Source organism: Methylobacterium nodulans ORS 2060, assembly GCF_000022085.1.
In the GTDB taxonomy this organism is placed as follows: domain Bacteria; phylum Pseudomonadota; class Alphaproteobacteria; order Rhizobiales; family Beijerinckiaceae; genus Methylobacterium; species Methylobacterium nodulans.
In genome coordinates, this window is the sequence record NC_011894.1 from 1,141,722 (window position 1) to 1,163,128 (window position 21,407).

At 72.2% G+C, this 21,407-nt stretch carries 23 protein-coding genes; 8 read left to right on the plus strand and 15 right to left on the minus strand.

The features are described from left to right. The first annotated feature begins 3 nt into the window (after positions 1 to 3). Positions 4 to 582, plus strand: coding sequence for an amino acid synthesis family protein (locus MNOD_RS05175; RefSeq protein WP_015927777.1), 579 nt, complete (start codon positions 4 to 6; stop codon positions 580 to 582). Positions 583 to 689: 107 nt separating this feature from the next. Here MNOD_RS05175 and MNOD_RS05180 read toward each other — a convergent pair whose 3' ends face one another. The 6 genes from MNOD_RS05180 to MNOD_RS05205 all read right to left on the minus strand — a co-directional run bounded on the left by MNOD_RS05180 (position 690) and on the right by MNOD_RS05205 (position 6,849). After that, complete coding sequence (locus MNOD_RS05180; RefSeq protein WP_015927778.1) at positions 690 to 1,685, minus strand: FAD:protein FMN transferase; 996 nt, start codon at positions 1,683 to 1,685, stop codon at positions 690 to 692. Positions 1,686 to 1,752: 67 nt separating this feature from the next. Continuing rightward, positions 1,753 to 2,574: a DUF4198 domain-containing protein gene (locus MNOD_RS05185; protein WP_015927779.1), complete on the minus strand. Its 822-nt coding sequence runs from the start codon at positions 2,572 to 2,574 to the stop codon at positions 1,753 to 1,755. 126 nt (positions 2,575 to 2,700) lie between these two features. Then, a complete protein-coding gene (locus MNOD_RS05190) occupies positions 2,701 to 3,207 on the minus strand; it encodes a DUF2271 domain-containing protein (RefSeq protein WP_043748117.1) in 507 nt (168 codons plus the stop codon). 16 nt (positions 3,208 to 3,223) lie between these two features. Then, on the minus strand, positions 3,224 to 3,892 hold the full coding sequence (locus MNOD_RS05195) for a PepSY-associated TM helix domain-containing protein (RefSeq protein ID WP_244424667.1): 669 nt from the start codon (positions 3,890 to 3,892) through the stop codon (positions 3,224 to 3,226). Positions 3,893 to 3,897: 5 nt separating this feature from the next. Then, on the minus strand, positions 3,898 to 4,581 hold the full coding sequence (locus tag MNOD_RS05200) for a Fe2+-dependent dioxygenase (RefSeq protein WP_015927782.1): 684 nt from the start codon (positions 4,579 to 4,581) through the stop codon (positions 3,898 to 3,900). Between the two features lie 21 nt (positions 4,582 to 4,602). After that, entirely contained in the window at positions 4,603 to 6,849 is a 2,247-nt protein-coding gene (locus MNOD_RS05205) for a TonB-dependent receptor (protein WP_015927783.1), read from the minus strand. Positions 6,850 to 7,100: 251 nt separating this feature from the next. Between MNOD_RS05205 and MNOD_RS41275 the strand changes: the two genes are divergently transcribed. Further along, on the plus strand, positions 7,101 to 8,087 hold the full coding sequence (locus MNOD_RS41275) for a tetratricopeptide repeat protein (protein WP_015927784.1): 987 nt from the start codon (positions 7,101 to 7,103) through the stop codon (positions 8,085 to 8,087). Here the strand turns inward: MNOD_RS41275 and MNOD_RS05215 are convergent. Together MNOD_RS05215 and MNOD_RS05220 are read right to left on the minus strand one after the other, a co-directional pair. Then, the gene (locus tag MNOD_RS05215) at positions 8,033 to 8,776 is read right to left on the minus strand and encodes a pseudouridine synthase (RefSeq protein WP_015927785.1); all 744 of its coding nucleotides are present in this window, start codon (positions 8,774 to 8,776) and stop codon (positions 8,033 to 8,035) included. The genes MNOD_RS41275 and MNOD_RS05215 overlap by 55 nt on opposite strands. After that, entirely contained in the window at positions 8,773 to 9,702 is a 930-nt protein-coding gene (locus MNOD_RS05220) for a class I SAM-dependent methyltransferase (RefSeq protein WP_015927786.1), read from the minus strand. The genes MNOD_RS05215 and MNOD_RS05220 overlap by 4 nt, the downstream gene beginning before the upstream one ends. 163 nt (positions 9,703 to 9,865) lie before the next feature. On the opposite strand from MNOD_RS05220, the gene MNOD_RS05225 reads away from it, so the two are divergent. From MNOD_RS05225 to MNOD_RS05235, 3 genes are all read left to right on the plus strand, one after another. Continuing rightward, positions 9,866 to 10,141, plus strand: a complete 276-nt coding sequence (locus MNOD_RS05225) for a hypothetical protein (protein WP_015927787.1) — start codon at positions 9,866 to 9,868, stop codon at positions 10,139 to 10,141. Between the two features lie 75 nt (positions 10,142 to 10,216). Continuing rightward, positions 10,217 to 11,833 carry an isovaleryl-CoA dehydrogenase gene (locus tag MNOD_RS05230; protein WP_015927788.1) on the plus strand — a complete coding sequence of 539 codons (1,617 nt, stop codon included), beginning with the start codon at positions 10,217 to 10,219 and terminating at the stop codon, positions 11,831 to 11,833. 127 nt (positions 11,834 to 11,960) lie between these two features. Further along, positions 11,961 to 12,434 carry a hypothetical protein gene (locus MNOD_RS05235; protein ID WP_015927789.1) on the plus strand — a complete coding sequence of 158 codons (474 nt, stop codon included), beginning with the start codon at positions 11,961 to 11,963 and terminating at the stop codon, positions 12,432 to 12,434. Positions 12,435 to 12,604: 170 nt separating this feature from the next. Here the strand turns inward: MNOD_RS05235 and MNOD_RS05240 are convergent, their stop codons facing one another. Then, the gene (locus MNOD_RS05240) at positions 12,605 to 13,612 is read right to left on the minus strand and encodes an alpha/beta hydrolase (RefSeq protein WP_043748121.1); all 1,008 of its coding nucleotides are present in this window, start codon (positions 13,610 to 13,612) and stop codon (positions 12,605 to 12,607) included. Between the two features lie 214 nt (positions 13,613 to 13,826). Here MNOD_RS05240 and meaB point away from each other — a divergent pair, with 214 nt between their 5' ends. The 3 genes from meaB (at position 13,827) to MNOD_RS05255 (ending at position 16,408) form a co-directional block, all read left to right on the plus strand. Next, the gene (gene meaB, locus MNOD_RS05245; protein WP_043750453.1) at positions 13,827 to 14,807 is read left to right on the plus strand and encodes a methylmalonyl Co-A mutase-associated GTPase MeaB; all 981 of its coding nucleotides are present in this window, start codon (positions 13,827 to 13,829) and stop codon (positions 14,805 to 14,807) included. Between the two features lie 249 nt (positions 14,808 to 15,056). Next, positions 15,057 to 15,656, plus strand: coding sequence for a histidine phosphatase family protein (locus MNOD_RS05250; RefSeq protein WP_015927792.1), 600 nt, complete (start codon positions 15,057 to 15,059; stop codon positions 15,654 to 15,656). After that, positions 15,653 to 16,408 (plus strand): TIGR04290 family methyltransferase, encoded by a 756-nt coding sequence (locus MNOD_RS05255; protein ID WP_015927793.1) that lies wholly within the window; start codon positions 15,653 to 15,655, stop codon positions 16,406 to 16,408. Before MNOD_RS05250 ends, MNOD_RS05255 begins: the two co-directional genes overlap by 4 nt. 4 nt (positions 16,409 to 16,412) lie before the next feature. On the opposite strand, the gene ureG is transcribed toward MNOD_RS05255, so the two are convergent. From ureG to MNOD_RS05285, 6 genes are all read right to left on the minus strand, one after another. Next, positions 16,413 to 17,027, minus strand: a complete 615-nt coding sequence (gene ureG / locus MNOD_RS05260) for an urease accessory protein UreG (RefSeq protein ID WP_015927794.1) — start codon at positions 17,025 to 17,027, stop codon at positions 16,413 to 16,415. Between the two features lie 97 nt (positions 17,028 to 17,124). Further along, entirely contained in the window at positions 17,125 to 17,427 is a 303-nt protein-coding gene (locus MNOD_RS05265; RefSeq protein ID WP_015927795.1) for a hypothetical protein, read from the minus strand. A gap of 2 nt (positions 17,428 to 17,429) precedes the next feature. Next, entirely contained in the window at positions 17,430 to 18,650 is a 1,221-nt protein-coding gene (gene zigA / locus MNOD_RS05270; RefSeq protein WP_015927796.1) for a zinc metallochaperone GTPase ZigA, read from the minus strand. A 133-nt stretch (positions 18,651 to 18,783) separates the two neighbouring features. Continuing rightward, positions 18,784 to 19,503 (minus strand): urease accessory protein UreF, encoded by a 720-nt coding sequence (locus MNOD_RS05275; protein ID WP_015927797.1) that lies wholly within the window; start codon positions 19,501 to 19,503, stop codon positions 18,784 to 18,786. After that, positions 19,466 to 19,975 carry an urease accessory protein UreE gene (locus MNOD_RS05280; protein WP_015927798.1) on the minus strand — a complete coding sequence of 170 codons (510 nt, stop codon included), beginning with the start codon at positions 19,973 to 19,975 and terminating at the stop codon, positions 19,466 to 19,468. Before MNOD_RS05280 ends, MNOD_RS05275 begins: the two co-directional genes overlap by 38 nt. A 155-nt stretch (positions 19,976 to 20,130) precedes the next feature. After that, positions 20,131 to 21,396 carry a D-amino acid dehydrogenase gene (locus MNOD_RS05285; protein ID WP_015927799.1) on the minus strand — a complete coding sequence of 422 codons (1,266 nt, stop codon included), beginning with the start codon at positions 21,394 to 21,396 and terminating at the stop codon, positions 20,131 to 20,133. Positions 21,397 to 21,407 lie beyond the last annotated feature (11 nt).

Genomic DNA, 21,407 nt, shown 5'->3' on the forward strand with positions numbered 1-21,407 from the left:
CCCATGATCGAGGTCCGCAAGATCGTCGTCACCGTCGAGGAGGTGCGCCATGATGGCGGCCCGCCGCTCGCCGCGCCCCTGCTCAAGGGCGCGCTCGCCTGCGTGGTGAGGAATCCCTTCGCCGGCCGCTACGAGCCTGACATCGTGCCGATGATGGAGGCGCTCAAGCCGCTCGGGCTCGAATGCGCGACGAAGCTGCTCGCGGCGCTCGGCAACGAGCCCGGCCGGATCGAGGCCTACGGCAAGGGCGCGCTGGTCGGGTCGGCGGGCGAGCTGGAGCACGGCGCTCTCTGGCACGTGCCGGGCGGCTACGCCATGCGCGAGCTTCTGGGACAGGCGCTCGCCATCGTGCCCTCGATGACGAAGGTCGGTCCGATGGGCGCCGTCCTCGACGTGCCGATCCACCACAAGGACGCGGCCTATGTGCGCTCGCATTTCGACGGGATCACGGTCGCGGTGGCGGATGCGCCGAGGGCCGACGAGATCCTGTTCGCGCTCGCCATGACCACCGGCGGACGTCCCCATGCGCGGGTCGGCGGCCTCGCCAAGGAGGACATCTCGCAGTGGAACGGCCTGCGCTGAGGTGCAGAGGCCGGTCGAGGCCGCACCGCGACCGCGGGCCCGAGCGGCCGTCGATCAGGCGCGGATGGCGGCGTCCGTCAGCCGGACGCCCTTGGCGGGTTCGCCCTTCACAGGAGCATCCTCCGCAGGGACGCGCTCATGCGCTCGCCCGCATCGCCATCCGCGGTTCGAAACAGGAAGCGCGCGGCAAGGCCGTGGCGATCGGCATGGTCCAGCCCGGCCTCACGCCCCAGCACCAACAGGGCGGTGGCCGCCGCGTCGGCGATCATGCAGCTCGGGTGCAGGACCGTGACCGCGAGCAGGTCGTTGGTGCGCGGCCGGCCCGTCCGGGGATCGAGGGTATGGCCGTGGCGCTCCGCCCCGCAGGCGAGGACGCGCCGGTAGTCGCCCGATGTGGCCACGCTCAGTCCATGCAGGGCGACGATCGTCTCCGCCGACGCCGTCAGCGGGTCCTCCAGCCCGACCCACCAGGGCTGGCGGTCCGGCTTGACCCCTGTCCCGCGCAGCTCGCCCCCGATCTCGGCGAGATGGCTCGCCAGACCCCGCCCGCCGAGCGCCTCCGAGAGGGCGTCGACGGCGTAGCCTTTGGCGATCGAGGAGAGATCCAGCTGCACGCCCCCGGGCTGGAAGGCCGCCTCTCCGGCGGGGTCGAGCCGCACGCGCGACCAGCCGCTGCGTGCCTGCGCGGCCGCGATCGCGGCCGGGCCGGGCCTCTGCAAGATCGGCCCGGACGGCCCGAAGCCCCACAGATCCGCCAGGGCGCCGATCGTCGGGTCGTAGGCGCCCTGCGTCCGTCGCGCGAGGTCGAGCCCGACGCCGAGCACCGCGTGCAGACGCCGCGGCAGCCGGACCCAGCTCCCGGCCGGCGCTCGGTTGAAGCGGGAGAGGTCCGAATCCGGCCGCCATTGGCTCATCTCGCGGTCGATGCCGTCGAGCAGCCGCGCGAGATCGGCCGCAAGCCCGTCCGTCCGGCACCCGGCCGGAACCACGGCCTTCACCGACCAGGTCGTGCCCATGGTCTCGCCGGACCACTCGGCCAGGGTGCCGTCCTGCAGGGCGCGGCCGATGGCCGGCACCGCGCAGGGGATCAGGACGCGCCGCACCGCTCTCGATCCTCGATCGTGCCGCATGGCCGGCGACGAACCGGTATCCACTTCGTCGGACAATGCTCTAGGGCGGCAGGACTTCCAGCGTGGCGTTGTAGGTCGCCCGCCGTCGGGCATTCGGCAGCGTGGCCTTGGCGTCCTGCACGGAGGCGCTGAGCCAGTACATGCCGGGCGCCGGCCAGATCACCGCGAAGCTGCCGTCGGCTCCGGTGCGCAGCCTGATCTCGTTCAGCTTGTCGCGGTAGCGGATCCCGCCCGGCACCGCCTCGACCTCGACATCGGCCGCCGGCTTGCCGTCGAGCAGCAGGACGAACCGGGCCTCCTCGCCCGAGACGAGGCTGTTCGGATGCGTCACCGGACGCAGGGCCAGTCCCGTCGTGCCGGGCTCCAGGGCGGCCTCGCTCGGCTTGCCGGCCGTGACGAACACCTCCGTGCGCTGCTGCGATTGCGTCACCTGCAGCCCCTCCGCCTCGCGCGGCACCTCCTTGTCGAGGTTCTCCGGGGCGCCGCGCCAGCGCTTCGGCTCGCCGTTCAGCTTGTAGCTGGCGAACACGGCCGACTGGACCACGCTCGCCCTGTAGGTGCCGGGCTTGTCGAGATGCAGGTCGAAGGTGCTGCGGTACTTGCCGGTGTTGCCGTTCTGGGCCGGCACCGGCTTGCCGTCCGGGCCTGTCACCGTGAGCCCGTCGAGCCGCATCGGAAAATGTTCGAAGTAGAACAGGTCGTTCGAGATCGCGGCGTCGACCGTGACCCAGGCATCGTCGCCCGACAGCACGGTGGCGGAGGGCAGCATCCAGGCCCTGTGGGCCTCGGCCGGCCCGGACAGGGGCGAGGCGGCGAGAGCGAGCGCCGCGAGGGCGGCGCGGCGGGAGCGGGGCAGGGGCATGACGGGCCTCGTCGGTCGAGAGCATGGTCCGCCGGAGCGGAGACCGGCCGGTCGGACCATGCGGGGACAATCAGGCGATGGGAGAGGCGTCCGGTCCGGCCGGAGCAGACACGGCCCGGGCCGGGATCAGGGGGTGAGCGTGACGGAAACGCGGCCGAGTTCCTCCGCGCCGCGCGTCTCCCGGGTCTGAGGCTCGGGGGCGGGCCAGGTGAGCGGCAGGCGCACGACCTCCCGCCCGCCCACCTCCCGAGCGGCCTCGACCACGAGCTGATAGGTGCCGGGTTCGAGGCTCTTCAGCGGGGCCGCGTCGCCCGAAAAGCGCAGCGCATGCTCCCCGGCGGGCTTCGTCGCGCCGCTGACACCGTCCACCGGCATGTCGAGCTCGCGGCCGATGCGGCGCCACCATTGCCGCATGTCCTTCAGCCACTTGGTGCCCTCGCGCCCAGGCTTGGCAATGTCGTACCAGACGGCGAGGTTGGCCGCGACGCTCTGGTCCGGCCGCTCGATCCAGACCGCCACGTAGGGCCGGTGGTACTCGGCCACGTCCAGCCGCGGGACCTGCAGGCTGATGCTCAGCTCGGCCGCTCCGGCCGGCGCCGTCAGGAGGGTGGAGAACAGGGCGGTGGCGCGCATGCGCACGGGGCAGACCTCAGGCATGGATGAACAGGAGGGCGATGAGGAGCGGGGCTGCGAGGCCGAGCCCCACCATCGGCCAGGTCGCCGGGCGGCGGCCGGCATGGAACCACAGCAGCACCAGCCCGGTCAGGCAGAACACCAGGCAGGCCGCCGCGAACCCGTCGATGAACCACGACCAGGCGGGGCCGGTGTGGCGGCCCTTGTGCAGGTCGTTGAGATAGGCAATCCAGCCGCGGCCGGTCACTTCGTGCAGCACGCTGCCGTCCCTGCGCGCGAGGCTGACCCAGGCGTCGCCCCCCGGGCGCGGCAGGGCGACGTAGATCTCGTCGGCCGAGAACTCGGCCTCTCGCGGCCCCGCCGGGATGCCGAGCTGCCGGTTCAGCCAATCCGCCACGGCGGGCGGCAGCGGGCCGCGCCCGCGCGCCGGCAGGGCTTGCACCAGCGGGACCAGATCGCCCGGCAGCAGCGCCTCGCGGGTCGCGACCTTCGCGCGGGCCTCCAGCTGCGCGGCGTGGTTCAGCGTGAGGCCGGTGCCTGCGAACAGCAGCATGCCGACGAGGCACAGAGCCGAGCTGACCCAGTGCCAGGCATAGAGCTGCTTCAGCCAGAAGGCGCGCCGCGTCCGGGCGCGCCGGCGGGCATCCTCGGCGGCCGCGGCGGGATCGTGGACGCGCAAGAGCACCCCGCTCACATCTCGGCCCAGCGGCGCAGCAGGTTGTGGTAGCAGCTCGTCAGGGCGATGGCCGCCGGATCGTCGTCCGAGAGCTTCCGCCGCACGCCCGTGATGCCCTGGTCCAGGTCGAACAGCAGCGCGCGCCGGCCGTCATCCTTGACCATGGACTGGGACCAGAAGAACGCCGACCAGCGGCTGCCGCGGGTGATCGGCTCGACCCGGTGCAGGCTGGTGGCCGGATACACGATCATGTCGCCCGCCGGCAGCTTCACGGCGTGGCTCCCGAACGTGTCCTCGATCACCAGCTCGCCGCCCTCGTAGGCGTCCGGGTCGGTCAGGAACAGCGTGGTCGAGACGTCCGCGCGCAGGCGCATCCCGGCCCCGGGGATCGCCCGCACGGCCCCGTCGACGTGATTGCGGAAGCTCATGCCCACATCGTAGCGGTTGAACAGCGGCGGCAGCACGCGCAGCGGCAGGGCGGCCGCATTGAACAGCGGGCTGCGCCCGAGCGCCCGCAGGATCAGCTCGCCGAGTTCCCGGGCGGTGTCGGAATCCTCGGGGATCTGAAGGTTGTGCTTCGCCCGCGCCGCCTGCTGCCCGGCAGTGGCGCGGCCGTCGATCCACTCCCCCGCCTCCAGGCGTGCGCGGCAAAGCGCGATCTCGGCGGGGGTCAGCACGTTCGGGACGTGAACCAGCACGCGGCGATCCTCCGTCCGGCCTCAGAACCGGGTGCCGAGGCTCACCAGCACCGTGCGGCCGGAGAGCGGCACAGCGCGGCTCGAGAAGGCGGCGCCGTAATTCAGCGCGTCGGTGAGGTTGTAGACGTTGACCGCGACCCGGTAGCCGTCGTGCTCGTAGGAGATCAGCCCGTCGAGGGAGAAACTGCCGGGGATGCGGGTGATGTTGTCGGCGCCCGGGAAGTAGCCGTCATCCCAGAATACGCCGCCGCCGATGAGGAACCGCCCGGGAAGCTGGAGGGCGGGCGCGAGATTGTAGGTCGTGAAGGCCGACACCGCGTTCTCGGGCGTGAAGGGCGTGCGATTGCCGATGACCGGATCACCCGAGGCGGTGATGCGCCCGTCGAGGTGGGTATAGCCGAACTGAACGTGCCAGTGTTCCGTCAGGCTGCCGGTCAGCCCGAGCTCGAAGCCGTTGACGAGCCGCGCGTCGTAGGCGTCGAGCGACCCGAGGATCAGCGCCCCGGTCACCGGATCGACGTCGATCGAGTTCGTCTTCTCCACCCGGAACGCCGCGGCCGAGAAGCCGAGGCGCCCGTCGAGGAAGCTCATCTTGGTGCCGACCTCGTAGAGGTTCGTGCGCTCCGGCTTCTGGCTGACGATGCTGGAGGGAAGCTCGATATTGGTCGATTGCGTGACGAAGGCGCCGGCCGGCGTCGTGGCGTGCGACCACGACGCGTAGACGGTCACGTCCTTGTTCGGTTCGAGGATGAGGGCGACCTTGGGGCTGGCGAAGCCGGTCCGGCTCTCGCGCCAGGCGCCGAACTCCCCGGCGGGGACGCCTGCGGCCGCCGCGCTCGTGCGGTAGCGGGCCGTGTAGTCGTCGTAGCGGATTCCGGCCAGGATCGACAGCTGGGGCGCGAACCAGATCCGGTCCGAGCCGAACACGCCGATGTTGCTGCCCGTGCTCTCCCGGCGCCCGAGGGGGTTGCGCGCGAAGCTGAAGCCCGCATTGTCGAAGAGGGGCGTGCGGATCTGCTGGTTGGGGCGGGTGATCGTCAGGCCCTGGCGCTCATCCGCCTGATAGAAGTAGTCGATGCCGGCCACGACCTCGTGGCGCAGGGCCCCGGTCTCGAACCGCGCGACGGCGGTCGTGACGTTCTGGGCGCCCCAGGCGTCCTGGAGAAAGCTCAGGCCGCCGCCCGCGCTGTAGCCGACGAATGGGTTGCCGCCCTGCAGGAAGCCGAGCACGCAGCTGCTCGTCCGGCATACCGGCGCGGTCGACGAGAAGTCGCGGGTGTAGAAGGCGATGCGGGAATCGTTGGTGACGGTCAGCCAATCGTTGACCTGCCACTTCATCAGCGAGGTGAGCAGGTCGGCATTGGCCCGGTCCATGTCGCTCGCCCGGGCGTAGGCTGTGCTGCGCCGCAGCCCCAACTCGGTCGCCGGCACCGCCCGGCTCGTGCCGGGGAGCAGAATCGTCGGGACGCCGAAATCGGGCGTCCGGTCCGTGTACTGGTGCGCGTAGTTCAGGAACCACGTCGTGTCCGTGCCGAGGCCGAAGCCGAGGGAGGCGGCCGCGCCCCAACGGTCGCTCTTGATGTTGTCACGGTCGGCGACGTCCTGCCGGTGCACCATCGCGTTCAGCCGGACCGCGGTGGTCTCGTCGATCCGGCGGTTGACGTCGAGCGTGGAGCGTCCGAGCGGCCCGCTGCCGAACGCCCCCTCGACCTCGGTGAAGTCCGCCAGGGAGGCTCGCTTCGACACGATGTTGATGGCGCCGCCGACGGTGCCGAGGCCGAAGGTCTCCGATGACGGACCCTTGATGACGACGACGTCGCTGATGTTGAAGCTGTCGCGGACGTAGACGCCGAAGTCGCGCAACCCGTCGAGATAGATGTCGTTCTTGGCCTGGAAGCCGCGGATGCGGAACTGGTCGCCGTTGAGGCCACCATTGCCCTCGCCGGCCGAGACGGTGATGCCCGGAACGTTGCGCAGGGCCTGTTCCAGGGTGGTGGCCTGCTGCTGGCGAATGACCTCGCCGGGCACGACCGTGATGGCCTGGGGCGTATCCTGGACGCGCCCGGGCAGGCGCGACAGGCCGGTGCTCTCGTTGAGCGTGTTCGCCTGGCCCACGGCCCGGATGCCCGCGATGTCGATGGTGGAGAGCTCGACCGTGTCGGCCTCCTGAGCCGCGGCACCGCTCGCGAAGCTGCCCAGGGAGGCCGCGAGGCTCACGCCCAACGCCGCATTTGACCCAGCCTCGAACACGGAACCGCGCGCGCTCATCGTCATCCTCAAAAACCAGCTACAATGCAGCCCTATCAACATTGTCGTTGCCGTTGCAATCAAAAACTTTGCTTGCTTCTCAGTCTTTCATTGTACCTATTCTAGTTTGTGTTCTGTAGCTTGACTTGCAAGCGTTCGGCTTTTTTGAGATGGTCTCTACGGAACCCACTATCGAGATGAAGCGTCGTGAGTCCGCAAACCCGGTCCCACCCCCGTGTCGTCCTCACCCGAGCCGGCGGAACGACAGGCGCATGACGCGGGCGACAGGCCGGCCGGGCGCAGCCCGGCGGGAGCCTCCGTCGCTGGAGCGCCTGCGTCGCCTCGATGCCGCCGAGTGGGCGAGGATCCTGGACGCGGATGGCGACGAGGCGGTGGCCTGGATCCGTCTGGCCGCCGAGCACGGGTTCAAGGCCGCCCAGGTCGTGCTCGGGCAGATGCATCTCGATGGCCGTCTTGTGCCCCGCGACCTGGGCGCGGCCTATGGCTGGTTCAGCCGCGCCGCTCGCATCGGCAGCATCGAGGCCGTCAACATGGTGGGGCGCTGCCACGAGCTGGGATGGGGCGTTCCGGTCGACCACGCCCAGGCCCTGATCCATTTCCGCAAGGCCGCCGCCGCGGGCCATGCCTGGGGGCAGTACAATGTCGGCACGCTGCTGCTCTACGGGAATGGGGTTCGGCGCGATCACCGCGAAGCCTATGCGTGGTTCCGCCGCGCCGCCGCGCAGGGTCACGCCAAGGCGATGGGCATGCTCGGACGCTTCCACGAGGAAGGCTGGGCCCAGCCGATCGACCGCACGGCCGCGCTGACCTGGTACCGCCGGGCGGCCGAGGGCGGGGATTGCTGGGCGCAGTTCAATCTCGGCCGGCTTCTCGTCGAGGGCGGCAGGACCGGCGAGGCGCTGCCGTGGTTCGCGCGCGCCGTCGAGGGCGGCAGTGCGAATTGCCTGAGGCTGATCGGCCCGCTCCTGCTCGCGCGCCGGGACGCGCGGTTCCGGAGCCTGGGCTTGCGCGCCCTCGAACGCTGCGCCGCCGCATCGCCCGATGCGGGAGGGCCGGACAGGCCGCCCGGGCCGCGCGTCCGGCCGGCCCTGCTCGCCGCCCGGATCAGGACCCTGGCGGCGTGCCTTGTCCTGCTCGGTCTCGGCCGTTTCGTGCTCGCCGGAGGCGATCGCGGACCCGCCGGTCAGCGCCCCTCGTCGAAGACCTGTGCCAGCTCCGCCTCGCCGAGGATCCGGTAGGCGCCCGGGGCGAGGTCGGCCGGCAGGTCCAGCCGCCCGACCCGGTCGCGGTGCAGGGCCGTCACGTGATTGCCGACCGCCGCGAACATCCGGCGGACCTGGTGGTAGCGGCCCTCGGTGAGCGTCACGCTCGCCCGCGTCGGGCCCTCCGCCACGAGCTCCACGGGAAGCAGCGGCTTGTCCTCCCCCTCCAGCATCAGCGTGCCGGAGGCGAAGAGCGCGCCCTCATCCCCGGCGAGCGGCCGGGCGAGCTCCACCCGGTAGCGCTTCGCCACCTTGGCCTTCGGCGAGATGATGCGGTGGAGGAGCGCGCCGTCATCGGTGAGCAGCAGCAGGCCCGAGGTCTCCTTGTCGAGGCGGCCGACCGTGGAGAGGGGCGGGTCCCGGCGGCGCCAGCGCTCGGGCAGGAGCCCGTACACGAGGGGACCGGCCTCCTTGTGCGAGCAGGTGACGCCGGTCGGCTTGTGCAGCATCAGCACGAGGCCGGGCGGCGGGTCGAGGGCCACGCCGCCGACGGTGAGCCGCTCGGGCAGGTCCCGCGTCACCGGGATGCGTTCGTCCGCGGCGCGCAAGCGCGCGCCGTCGAGGATGATCGCCCCCGCCCGCGCGAGGGCCTGGATCTCCCGGCGCGAGCCATAGCCGAGATTGGCCAGGAGCCTGTCGAGGCGAAAGGTGGGGACGCGGCTCATCGGCGGGCCTCGTAGAGCTTGTAGCCGTTCGCGGCGGCCCGCGGCGTCACCTGCCGGAAGGCCCCGGCGAGCACCGCCTCGTAGGGCAGATGCGCGTTGGCCGTGAGCCAAAAAATGCCGCCGGGGCGCAGCACCTCCGCGGCGCGGCGGATGAAGGCCTGCCCGAGCCCCTGATCCTCGCTGCCCTCGTGGTGGAAGGGCGGGTTCGTCACCACGAAATCGAGCCGCCCGGGCACGGCGTCGGGCCGGCGCGCATCCGCCCAGGCGAAGCTCGCGCGCGGATCCTCGACATTGCGCCGCGCCGCCGCCACTGCCCGCCGGTCGATATCGACGAGGGCGAGCGCCGTGACCGCCGGCGAGGCCAGCACCGCCCGGGCGATCACGCCGAGGCCGCAGCCGAGATCCGCCCCGCGCCCGGAGAGCGGTGGCAGGTGGTCGAGGAGGAGCACGGTCCCCGGATCGATCCGGTTCCAGCTGAACACCCCGGGCTGCGACCACAGCCCGAGCTCCGGGACGAACCGGGGCGCGCCCTCGGCGATCGCCGCATCGAGCCCGGCCGGCACGGCGGGCCGGGCCGCGCGGCAGGTGCGGTGGTGCCGCTTGGCCGTCTCCTCGACCGTGCAGCCGAAGCCCGCGAGCTCGCGCCCGAGCCGCGCCCCGCCCCGATCCTTGGGCGCGAGCGCGGTGATCCGTCCGCCCGCCCGCAAGGCCCGCAAGGCCAGGGCGAGCACCGCGCGCCGCTCCGCCGTGCCCGGCGGGGCGAGGAGCACGATCTCGCTCAGCGCGCCGGGCGGGAGATCCTCCAGGGCCGCCGCGCCCGGCAGCATCGGCGAGAGCTGCCGCGCGCCCTCCGGAACCGCCGCCAGATCCGGGGGCGGCAGGCCGTAGACGGCGCTGGTGATGTCCGGGGTCTCGCTTGCATCCATGCCACGATCCATCCGGGGAAGGCCCGGTCGGATGCTCCGATATGCCGCGCAGAGGCCTAAGGGCAATCATCTCCCGCCGTCGCGCGGCCCGGGCCGGCGGGTGGAAGGGCGGCATGTCGGTCCGCTATCCTGCCGCCGGCGCGTCCCGGCCCGGAAGGCAGCCATGATCGACCCCCTGATCGCCCTCGGCGTCGTCGCGGCGACCGCGGTGACGGATTCCGCCTATGTGTTCTTCAACGCGGCGGTGGCCGCCCGGCGGCGGGTGCCGGCCGCGAACTGGAGCGCGGTCTGGTACCTGCTCTCCGCCTTCGCGGTCATCAACTACACGGAGAATGCGGTCTACGTCGCCTTCGCGGCGCTCGGCTCCTGGCTCGGCGCCTTCGCGTCGCTCACTTGGCTGGTGCGCCCGCCCCGCCCCGACCCCCATCCGCCCGCCTGAGCGCCGGTTGCATCCGCCTCATCCCGCACGCAGGATGACCTGCCGGGACGAAGAGCTTGGCCGGCAGGCTTGGCGATGCACACGCACGACGTCCTCAACCAGAGCCCGCCCTTCGTGGACGTGAACCTCGTCGCGGCCGATGCGGCCCTGCGGGGTGCACTCGGGGCGAACGGGGCGGATCCCGAGGATCCCGCGCTCCTGGCCTTCGGGGCCGCCTGGGGCTCGGCGGAGCGGCTCGATCTCGGCCGGCTCGCCAACGAGAACCCGCCCCGCCTGCGCACGCACGACCCGCGCGGCCGCCGGGCGGACATCGTGGAGTTCCATCCGGCCTATCACGCCCTGATGGGCGCGAGCATCGCGGAGGGGCTCCACGCCTCGGTCTGGGACGGGCCCGCACCGCCCCTGCCGGCGGGACGGGGCCACCTCGCGCGGGCGGCGCGCCTCCACATCGTCGCGGGGGTCGAGAGCGGGCATCTCTGCCCGATGACGATGACGAGCGCCGCCGTCGCGGCGCTGGCGGCCTCCCCCGACCACCTCGCCGCGTGGTGGCCGCGCATCACCGCCCGCCGCTACGATCCGCGCTTCCTGCCCTGGTTCGAGAAGGCCGGCGTCACCCTCGGCATGGGCATGACCGAGAAGCAGGGCGGCACCGATGTCCGCGCCAATTCCACGCGGGCGGAGCCGACCGGCGCCGACACCTACGCGCTCACCGGCCACAAGTGGTTCTTCTCCGCCCCGATGTGCGATGCCTTCCTGGTGCTGGCGCAGGCGCCGGCGGGGCTCGCCTGCTTCCTCGTGCCGCGCCACCGGCCGGACGGCAGCGTGAACGCCCTTGAGCTGCAGCGGCTCAAGGACAAGCTCGGCAATCGCTCCAACGCCTCCTCGGAAGTCGAGTTCGACCGGGCCTTCGGGTGGCGCATCGGCGAGGAGGGACGCGGGATCCGCACCATCCTGGCCATGGTGCAGCTCACCCGCCTCGACTGCGCGGTGGCCTCTTCGGGCCTTGCCCGCATGGCCCTCGCGCTGGCGCTCCATCATGCGCAGCACCGCAGCGTCTTCCAGAAGCGCCTCGCCGACCAGCCGGCGATGCGGGGGGTCCTCGCCGACCTCGCGCTCGCCGTCGAGGCGCAGACCGCCCTGGTGATGCGGCTCGCGGCGAGCTTCGACCGGGGGGAGGGGGCCCGCGCCCGTCTCCTCACGCCGGCGGTCAAATACGCCGTCTGCAAGGCGGCGCCCGCCCTCGTCTACGAGGCCATGGAGTGCCTGGGCGGCAACGGCTACGTGGAGGAGAGCCCGCTCCCCCGCCTCTACCGGGAGGCGCCGGTCAACGCGATCTGGGAGGGATCGGGCAACGTCATGGCCCTCGACGTGCTGCGCGCCGCCGCCCGGGCGCCCGAGGAGGCGCGATCGCTCCTGGCGGAACTCGCCACGGAGGCGCGCGGCCTGCCGGGCGCCCGGGAGGCGGCGCGGGACGTGGCGGAGGCGCTCGAGGCGCCGGATGCGGAGGCGCAGGCCCGCTTCGCGACCGGGCGGCTTGCCGCGCTCGCCGGCGCCGCGGCCCTCGCGACCTCGGCGCCCCCGGCGATCGCCGAGGCCTATGCCGAGACGCGGCTGCGCCGGGAGCACGGCTTCTTCGGCTGCCGCGATCTCGGCCCGGCGGCCGGCCTCCTCCTGGAGCGCGCCCTGCCGTAACGGCATGAGGCCCCGGGGGTTGCGGCGCGAGCACGGCGGGGGGCACCGGGGTGTCCGCGGTGCTTTGCCCGTATTTTCTGCGACGAACCGGTGTCCACTTCGTCGGAAAATGCTCTAGATCGGCAGCATGCCGCCCCGCCTGATCACGATCCTGCCGCTCCTCGGTCTCGCCTGCCTGGTCGAGGCGCGGGGGCAATCGCCCACGACCAACGTCCTCAAGGGCACCTGCGAGAAGCTCGTCCTGGGCGGGCGCGACGCCAGCGCCACCTGCGCGGACGAGCTCGTGAACAGCGTGCAGGGCCGGCGCACCGCGTTCGAGTTCAAGTCCAGCGACGGCACGGCGGTGAGCTTCAGCGGCACCGGCGCCCAGCAGGAGCGCCAAGAGGAGTTCGGCGTCGATGCCTCGCAGCCGGTGAGCGTGCTGATCCTCACCAGCAAGGGGCCGGACGGCGCCGTGATGCGCGACACGCTGATGACGGTGGGCTCCTGCCGCTTCCCGCCTGCCGCGCCCGGCACCTCGACGGTGGCCTGCACCGCCGACACCCAGCGCGGGCGCTTCGAAGGCACCTTCACCACGAAGGCCGGCGCCCCGAAGCCCTGAGCGGCACGACGCATGGCGCATCCTGAGGCTTCATCCGTCAGGGTCGGCGCAGCCGGTGGCGCCCCATCCGACATCCGGCTGCTTGCTTGACCATGCGGATGTCCGGCTGCGCTCCGTCGCCGTGCGGGCGTGGTGAGACTGCCTTCGAACCGATCGCCCGGAAAACCGGATCAGGCGCCCGTCGCCCGCGCCACCGCGCGCTTGACCACCTGCTGGACCTCCGGGTTGGAGAGGAACAGGTCGTGGTTGATGAGGCCGCTGCCGTAGTCGGAGGCATCGGCCACCCGCACGCCGAGGGCTTCGAGCCGCTCGCGCTCGGCTGCGCCTGCCCGCATCACGCCGCCCGCGATGGTGCTCGACAGCTCCAGCGCCCGGTCCTTAGTGGACGAGATCACGGTGATCTTGGCGGCGTCCGGCCCCAGCCGCTCGACCCCCTTGGTGAAGAGGTCGATGTCGATGTCGGGGGCGGCCAGCACTACGGCGCCGATCCGGGCCATGGCGCCCGCGCCCGCATCCGCGCGCAGCATGCGCAGGGTTTCGAGGGTGAGCAGCGTGCCCATGGAATGCGCCACGATGTGGATGCGCCCGCCCCCCGCCGGGCCGGCCAGCGCCCGCAGCAGGTCCTCCAGCGCGTCGCGCGACCACAGGGCGCTCTCGCGGTCGTAGCCGTAATCGAAGGTCGAGCCGGCCGAGGGCCAGGTGAACAGGCCGGAGACCCCGCGGAAGCGGATGCCGTCCGAGAGGCGCGCGGCGCTGACGGATGCGGTCTCGAAGGATTCGCGGTAGCCGTGGACGTAGAGCAGGACGTCGCGCCCGAGGGTGGCATCCGCGAAGGCGGTGGCGGCGCCCGCTCCGGTCTCGACCCGCGACACGCTGCGGATCGTCCAGTCGCCCGTGACCACGGCCGAGACCTTGCCGACGAGGGAGCGGTCGGGCGCGTCGAGGCGCAGCTCCGCGAAGCTTAGGCCCCGCCCGCGCTCGTCGGTGAAATAGGGGGCATTCTTCGGGTCGCGGGCCGGCCGGCGAGTCGTCGCCACGAGAAGGACGGGGCTGACGTCGAGGGCCGATTGCTTCTCGGGCCCTGCGACCGTGCCGGAGACGAACCCTTCGGCGAGGCAGCCGCCGAGCGCGTGGGCGGTGAGCACCGCGCCGCCGAGGCGGGCGCCGAGGCGCAGCATGCCGCGCCGGGTCGGGCGTTCGGGCAAAGTCGGGGAATGTCGCACCTGTGGGTCTCCGCGGCCGCGCTTCGGCCCGCGTGATGCCGGGTGATCGTGACCAGGGCGGGGCGGCCGGCGAAGGATCCGCGCGCGTGGCCGCGGCGCCACGGATCCCTCGGTGGATCGGCCAAAGGCCGCCCTCGACGCCACGGCGGCGAGCCGGCAGAAAGGCCCGATGACGCGCGTGCCCGTTCCCGATCTCGACCAGCTCCTCCAGGGCAATCGTGCCGCGCTCGCCCGCGCCATCACCCTGGCCGAGTCCAAGCGGGCCGACCATCGGGCCGCCGCACGCGAACTCCTCGATGCGGCGCTGCCACATACCGGCAAGGCCGTGCGGGTCGGCATCACGGGCGTGCCCGGGGTCGGCAAGTCCACCACCATCGATGCGCTCGGCTCCAACCTGACGGCGCAGGGCCACAAGGTCGCAGTGCTCGCGGTCGATCCGAGCTCGACCCGCACCGGCGGCTCGATCCTCGGCGACAAGACCCGGATGGCGCGGCTCGCCGCCGATCCGAACGCCTATATCCGCCCCTCGCCCTCCTCGGGCACCCTCGGGGGCGTCGCGGCCAAGACCCGCGAGACGATGCTGCTCTGCGAGGCGGCGGGCTTCGACGTGATCCTGGTCGAGACCGTCGGGGTCGGCCAGTCCGAGACGGCGGTGGCCGATCTCACGGATTTCTTCCTCGTGCTGATGTTGCCGGGGGCCGGCGACGAGCTCCAGGGCATCAAGAAGGGTATTCTCGAACTCGCCGACATGATCGCGGTCAACAAGGCCGACGGCGAGGAGGGGAGCCGGCGCGCCAAGGCCGCGGCGGCGGAGTACCGGGCGGCGCTCCACATCCTCACGCCCGCGAGCGCCACCTGGACTCCGCCGGTCGTGACGATTTCCGGCCTCGCCAACCTGGGCCTCGATGCGCTCTGGGCCACGATTCTGGACCACCGCGCCAAGCTCACCGCTTCCGGCGAGCTCGCGGCAAGGCGCCGGGAGCAGGACGTGAAGTGGATGTGGGCGATGGTGCATGAGCGCCTCCACCAGCGTCTCGTCGGCAGCGCGGAGGTGCGAGCGAAGACGGCTGCGGCCGAACGGGCGGTCATGGCGGGCGAGCGCTCGGCCGCGGCGGGGGCCGACCTGATCGCCGCGCTGATCGGCCTCTGACGCAGGGTCCGGACGAGCCTCACGCTGAATTGGCCGGAGAGGACCGGCGACGATCACACCGGTGTCCTGCCGGCCGCAAGCCGTCGGGCTTGCATTCCTTTGCCGGTTATGTGAACCGGCAAAATATCGACGGGCGGATCGAACCCGATCCGGCCCAGCCTCCCGACCATGGCCGCGGCAAGCGGCGCGCCTATCTGGTCCGAGGCCCTCCGGGAGTATCCCCGGAGCCATCGGGAGATCGGCGCGCGCATGACCACCACCTTCTTCCTCGTGCGGCACGCCGCCCACGGGCATCTCGACCGCACGCTGTGTGGGCGGATGCCGGGCATCCGTCTCGGCGAGGAGGGGAGGGCGCAGGCGCGGGCGCTCGCGGCGCGGCTGAAGAGCGAGCGCCTCGACGCGGTCTATGCGAGCCCGCTCGAGCGGGCGCAGGAGACGGGCGAGCCGATCGCGGCCGCCGCGGGCGTGCCGATGCGCGTTCTGCCGGCGCTCAACGAGATCGATTTCGGTGCCTGGTCGGGGTGCAGCTTCGAGGAGCTGCACGCGGATCCGCGCTGGACGCTCTGGAACACCGCCCGGCACGTGACCCGCCCGCCCGGCGGCGAGACGATCCTGGAGGCGCAGGCCCGCGCGGTCGGCGCCCTGGAGGAGCTGCGCGCAAGCCACGGCGAGGCCCGCATCGCCCTCGTGAGCCATGCCGACCTGATCAAGCTCGTGCTCGCCTTCGCGCTCGGACTCGCGCCGGACGCCCTGGGCCGCTTCGAGGTGAGCCCTGCCTCCATCAGCGCCGTGGTGCTCGGCGAATGGGGCGCCAAGGTCGAGAGCATCAACGAACGGGTATCCGCATGAGCCGGACCGACGACCTCCGCACCCGGGCCGCTGCGCTCGGCCCCTGGTTCCACAACATCGAGATCGCGCCCGGCGTGTTCACGGCGCCGGACCACTTCCTGGGCGACTACCCATCCGTGAAGTGGCGCGGCTTCGCGCATGCGATCCCCTCCGACCTGTCGGGCAGGAGCGTGCTCGACATCGGCTGCAACGGCGGCTTCTACGCCATTGAGATGAAGCGCCGGGGCGCCGCCCGCGTCGTCGGCCTCGACGAGGATCCGGACTACCTCGCGCAGGCCCGCTTCGCCGCCGAGGCGCTCGGCGCCGAGATCGAGTTCCGGCAGGGCTCCGTCTACGACGTCGCGGCGCTCGGCGAGCGCTTCGACCTCGTCCTGTTCATGGGCGTGCTCTACCACCTGCGCCACCCGCTCCTCGCCCTCGACCTGATCCACGCCCACGCGGCGGCGGACCTGCTGGTCTTCCAGTCGATGCAGCGGGGCGCCAAGACCGTCCCGGAGATCAGGGCGGATTACGACTTCTTCGAGATGGACCACTTCGACCGGCCGGACTACCCGAAGCTCCACTTCATCGAGCATTCCTATGCGGGCGATCCGACCAACTGGTGGGTGCCGAACCGGGCCTGCACGGAGGCGATGCTGCGCGCGGCGGGCTTTGCCATCGAGAGCCACCCGGAGGAGGAGGTCTATCTCTGCCGCCGGGTCGAGGCGCCCTACGGGGCGGTGCCGGTCCACCCGGCGCGCCCGCCTGAATAGCCGGCTACAGACCACCCGCCTCGACGACGAAGCGGGCTACCTCCTCCACGCCCTCGCCCTGCCGCAGGCTGGTGAAGACATAAGGCCGGCTCCCGCGCATCCGCCGCGTATCGGCCTCCATCACCGCGAGGTCGGCGCCGACGAGGGGCGCGAGGTCGGTCTTGTTGATGACGAGGAGGTCGGAGCGGGTGATGCCGGGCCCGCCCTTGCGCGGGATCTTCTCCCCGCCCGCCACGTCGATGACGTAGAGGGTCAGGTCGGCGAGTTCGGGCGAGAACGTCGCCGCGAGGTTGTCGCCGCCGGATTCGATCAGGATGAGATCGAGGGCGGGGAAGCGGCGGCGCATCTCGGCCACCGCCGCGAGGTTGATCGAGGCGTCCTCTCGGATGGCGGTGTGCGGGCAGCCGCCGGTCTCGACGCCCATGATCCGCTCCTCGGGCAGCGCCCCCGCTACTGTGAGGAGCCGTGCATCCTCCTTGGTGTAGATGTCGTTGGTGATGGCGCAGAGGTCGTAGCGGGCGCGCAGCGCCTTGCAGAGCCCCTCCATCAGGGCCGTCTTGCCCGACCCGACCGGGCCGCCGATGCCGACCCGCAGGGGGCCGTGTCGAGATGTCGTCATGCTGCCGCGCGAGGCTATTCCGCGGGTTTGCGGATGACGGAACCTGACACCACGGTGCGCCCTCGGCAACGCGCCATTCCGGAGCCGGGGCGCGGCGTCACGGCATTTGCGCCCCCCGCCGAAATCCCTCCTCCGCGCAGGCGGCATTGATGTCCGCGTCGTCGACCTCGTGAAGGGCGCGGGGAATGCGGATGGCGCGGCTCCGCTCGCCCGCCCGCATGACGAGGACGACGGTCTCGACATCCGGGCAGCCGGGATCCGCGCAGGCGATCTCGCTCACCGTGAGGCTGTCCTCGGGCCCGAGCCCGAGGCCGGGGATGAGCTGCTCCTTCAGCTCGGCGATCCGGGCCGCGTTGGCGGCCGCCCGGGCCCGCCACGCCTTGAGGGAGACGAATCCCATGGTCAGGCCGCCACAGCCGTCCAGGCCGGGAACGGGTCGGGCAGGTGGCGGAACAGCTGCGGCTCGAAACGGGCCGTCGCCGCCGAGCCGACGAGGCAGGCATCCAGGGCCGCGCGGAGCGCCGCCTCGTCGAGGTCCATGCCGATGAAGACCAGTTCCTGGCGCCGGTCGCCCCAGACCGGGCTCCAGTGCCGGTCGAGGAGCTGGCGCCATTCCGGGTGATCCGGCCAGTGCCGGCGCGGGACCGCCGCCCACCAGCGGCCCAGGGCGCCCGTGCGGGCGATCGCCCCGGCGAGCGAGACCTCGCCCACCCAGTCCGGGCGGGTCGCGAGCCAGAAATGCCCCTTGGCGCGGATCAGGCCCGGCCAGGTCCGGCGCAGGACGGCGTCGAACCGCTCCGGGTGGAACGGCCGGCGCGCCCGATAGACGAAGGAGCGGATGCCGTATTCCTCGGTCTCGGGCCTGTGCGCCTCGGGCGAGAACAGTTCCTTGTACCAGAGCGGGTGGCGCTCGGCCTTCTCCTCGCTGAAGAGGCCGGTGTTCAGGACCGCATCGAGCGGCACCTCGCCGTAGCGAGCCGGCACGATGCGCGCGTCGGCATTGAGGCCCCGCACCACGGCCAGAACCTGGGCGAGGTGGTCCGCGTCGACATCGTCGGCCTTGTTGACCACCACGACGTCGGCGAACTCGATCTGCTCGACCAGCAGGTCGACGAGCGTGCGATGGTCCTCCGTGCCGGCCGTCTCGCCGCGGTCGCGCAGGAAGTCGTTCGAGCCGTAATCGCGCAGCAGGTTCACCGCATCGACGACGGTGACCATCGTGTCGAGCCGCGCGACATCCGAGAGGCTCTCGCCGGCCTCGTCCCGGAACGAGAAGGTGCTGGCGACCGGCAGCGGCTCCGAGATGCCGGTGCTCTCGATCAGGAGGTAGTCGAATCGGCCCTCGCGGGCGAGCCGGCGCACCTCCTGGAGCAGGTCGTCGCGCAGCGTGCAGCAGATGCAGCCATTCGTCATCTCGACCAGCTTCTCGTCGGTCCGCGAGAGGTCGGCCCCGCCGCGCACGAGATCGGCGTCGATGTTCACCTCGCTCATGTCGTTGACGATCACGGCGACGCGCCGGCCCTGCCGGTTGTTCAGCACGTGGTTGAGGAGCGTGGTCTTGCCCGCGCCCAGGAAGCCGGACAGGACGGTGACGGGCAGGCGGGGTGAGGGGGGCTGCGGCATCGGCCTATGGAATGTTATAGTGTTACATGCGCGGGAATAAAGCCGTAGCCACGCTGGCCTGTCAATGGTGCTGCCGGAGAGCTTGGGGAGCGCTCGGGGCTCTTACGTCCGGCCCGTTGCGATCCGCGTCGCCTCAGGACCGGAAGATGCGGCTGTACTGCGTCTCGTGCCGGAAGCTGCCGAGGTCGAGCCGCACCGTCGCGGCACCGATGTCATTGAGGGACGCCGCCTCGGCCTCCGCCGCCACGGCCGCCACCGCGGGGCTTAAGGACGCCACGACCCGCGTGCCGGCGCTCTGTCCCACCGGCGCGAGGCGTAAGGCCGCCGAGACGAGGTTCTGCAGGAAAGCGGCGAGATAGCCGGTGAGGAGCATCGGGCGGGCGATGCCGTGGGCCCCCGCCGCGAGCCCGACCGCGACCGGATAGGCGACCGGCCCCGCGAGCCGCCCGGCCAGCGCCGAGAGAGCCGGCACGGGCCACGCCGCGCAGGTCGCATCGAGGAAGGAGCGGCCCTGCTGGCTCGTCTCCAGGTGGAGCTCGCGCGAGGGCGCCAGCGCCAGCGCGAGGTCGTTCAGCGCCGCCGCGGCCTCTGCGTCGCCCCGCGCCCCCGCCGCATGGGCGTGCGCGGCCAGGATCGCATCGTTGCGCGCGGCTCCGTGCGCCAGCACGTCGGCGAGCCAAGCCCGCAGGCTCGCCTCGTCGCGCACGTCGCCCGCCTCCGCCGCCCATTCGAGCCCGTGCGAATAGGCGTAGGCGCCGACCGGATAGCCGGGCGAGAGCCAGGACAGCAGCAGCAGCGCGTCCCGAGCCGGCCCCTCAGCCATGGGCGTGGCCGTGGGAATGGCCGTGGTCATGCGCGTGGTCGTGTGAATGGCCGCCCGCATAGGCGCCTCCCTCCGGCCGGAAGGGGCGGACGACCGGCGTCGCGGTGCCGCCGAGCCCCTCGACCATGGCGGCAAGCACGTGGTCCTCGGCGATCCAGACCACATCGTCGCCGATCTCGGCCGGGATGTGCCGGTTGCCGATATGCCAGATCAGGCGCTTGAGGGCGCGGGGATCGGGCGCCCGGATCTCCAGGAGCCGCTCCGGCGCCGCCTCGACCCAGACCAGACGGCCGTCCTCCAGCCGCAGCGCGTCGCCGTCCTCCAGCACCGTCGGCTCGGGCAGGTCGAGCAGGAAGGCGAGCCCGCCGAGCCCCCGCATGGCCAAGCGGCGCCGGTGCCGGTCGCCGTGATCGAGGACGATGCGGTCGATGATCTCGCCCGAGGCGAGGTCGTCCCGGCGCACCACCCGGGTGGCGCGGGGAAGGGGGGAGGGGTGAGGCACGAGTCGGATCCTGTGGCTTCGCTCACCCTGCCACATCGTCTCGGGCGACGCGCGGGGAAGAACCCCTCTCCCGAGCGGGAGAGGGGTTCTTCCCCGCGCCCCCTTGGTCGGGCGCGAGCAGGCCCCTTCCATACCCGAGTTCCGCGCCCTGCGCCTCAGGCCGCCTTGAGGTAGCGGGCGCCCGACAGGTCCTCGTGCGCGATCTCGGGCGCGCGGCCGGTGATCAGGTCCGCGAGCAGCCGGCCCGAGCCGCAGGCCATGGTCCAGCCGAGCGTGCCGTGTCCGGTATTGGTGTAGAGATTGTCATAGACGGTCGGACCCACGATGGGCGTGCCGTCCGGCGTCATCGGGCGCAGGCCCGTCCAGAATTGCGCCTGCCGCGCATCCCCGCCGGCCGGGAAGAGGTCGCGCAGGGAGCGCTCCAGCGTCGCCCGCCGCGGGCCCCGCAGCGTCCCGCTGAACCCGGCAAGCTCTGCCGTGCCGCCGACCCGGATGCGGTCGCCCAGACGCGTGATCGCCACCTTGAAGGTCTCGTCCATCACGGTCGAGACGGGGGCTGCGCTCTCGTCCGTCACGGGCAGCGTCAGCGAATAGCCCTTCACCGGGTAGACCGGCAGCGCAAGGCCGAGCGGGCGCAGGAGCGCGGGCGTGTAGCTGCCCATGGCCGCCACATAGGCGTCGGCGGTGAGAACCTCGCCGGTGCCCGTCTCGACGCCGGTGATCCGCCCGGCCTCGTGCCGCAGCCGCGCGACGGTGACGCCGTAGCGGAAGCTCACGCCCCGCCGCGCGCAGATCGCAGCGAGCCGCTGCGTGAAGAGATGCGCGTCGCCGGTCTCGTCGCCCGGCAGGCGAAGCCCGCCGACGAACCCGCCCCTCACCCGCGCGAGGGCCGGCTCGGCGGCGATGCAGCCGCCCTCGTCCAGCACCTCGTAGGCGACGCCGTACTCATCGAGGACGGAGGTATCCTCGCCGACATGGTCGAGCTGCTTGCGGGTGCGGAAGAGCTGGAGGGTGCCCTTCTCGCGGTGGTCGTAGGCGATGCCGGTCTCCGCGCGCAGCTCCCGCAGGGCGTCGCGGCTGAACTCGGCGAGGCGGACCATCCGGCCCTTGTTGCGCCGGTAGGCCTCCTCGGTGCAGTTCGCCAGCATCTGCGCGAGCCAGCCGTAGAGGCGCGGCTCCAGGCGCGGCCAGAGCACCAGCGGCCGGTGGCGCATCATGAGCCACTTCATGGCCTTGAGCGGGATGCCGGGGGCCGCCCAGGGCGCCGAATAGCCGGGCGAGACCTGGCCCGCATTGGCGAAGCTCGTCTCGAGCCCCGCGCCGGGCTGCCGGTCGAGGACCGTGACCTCATGCCCCGCGCGGGCGAGGTAATAGGCCGAGGCGACGCCCACCACGCCGCCACCCAGCACGAGAACGCGCATCGCACCGACCC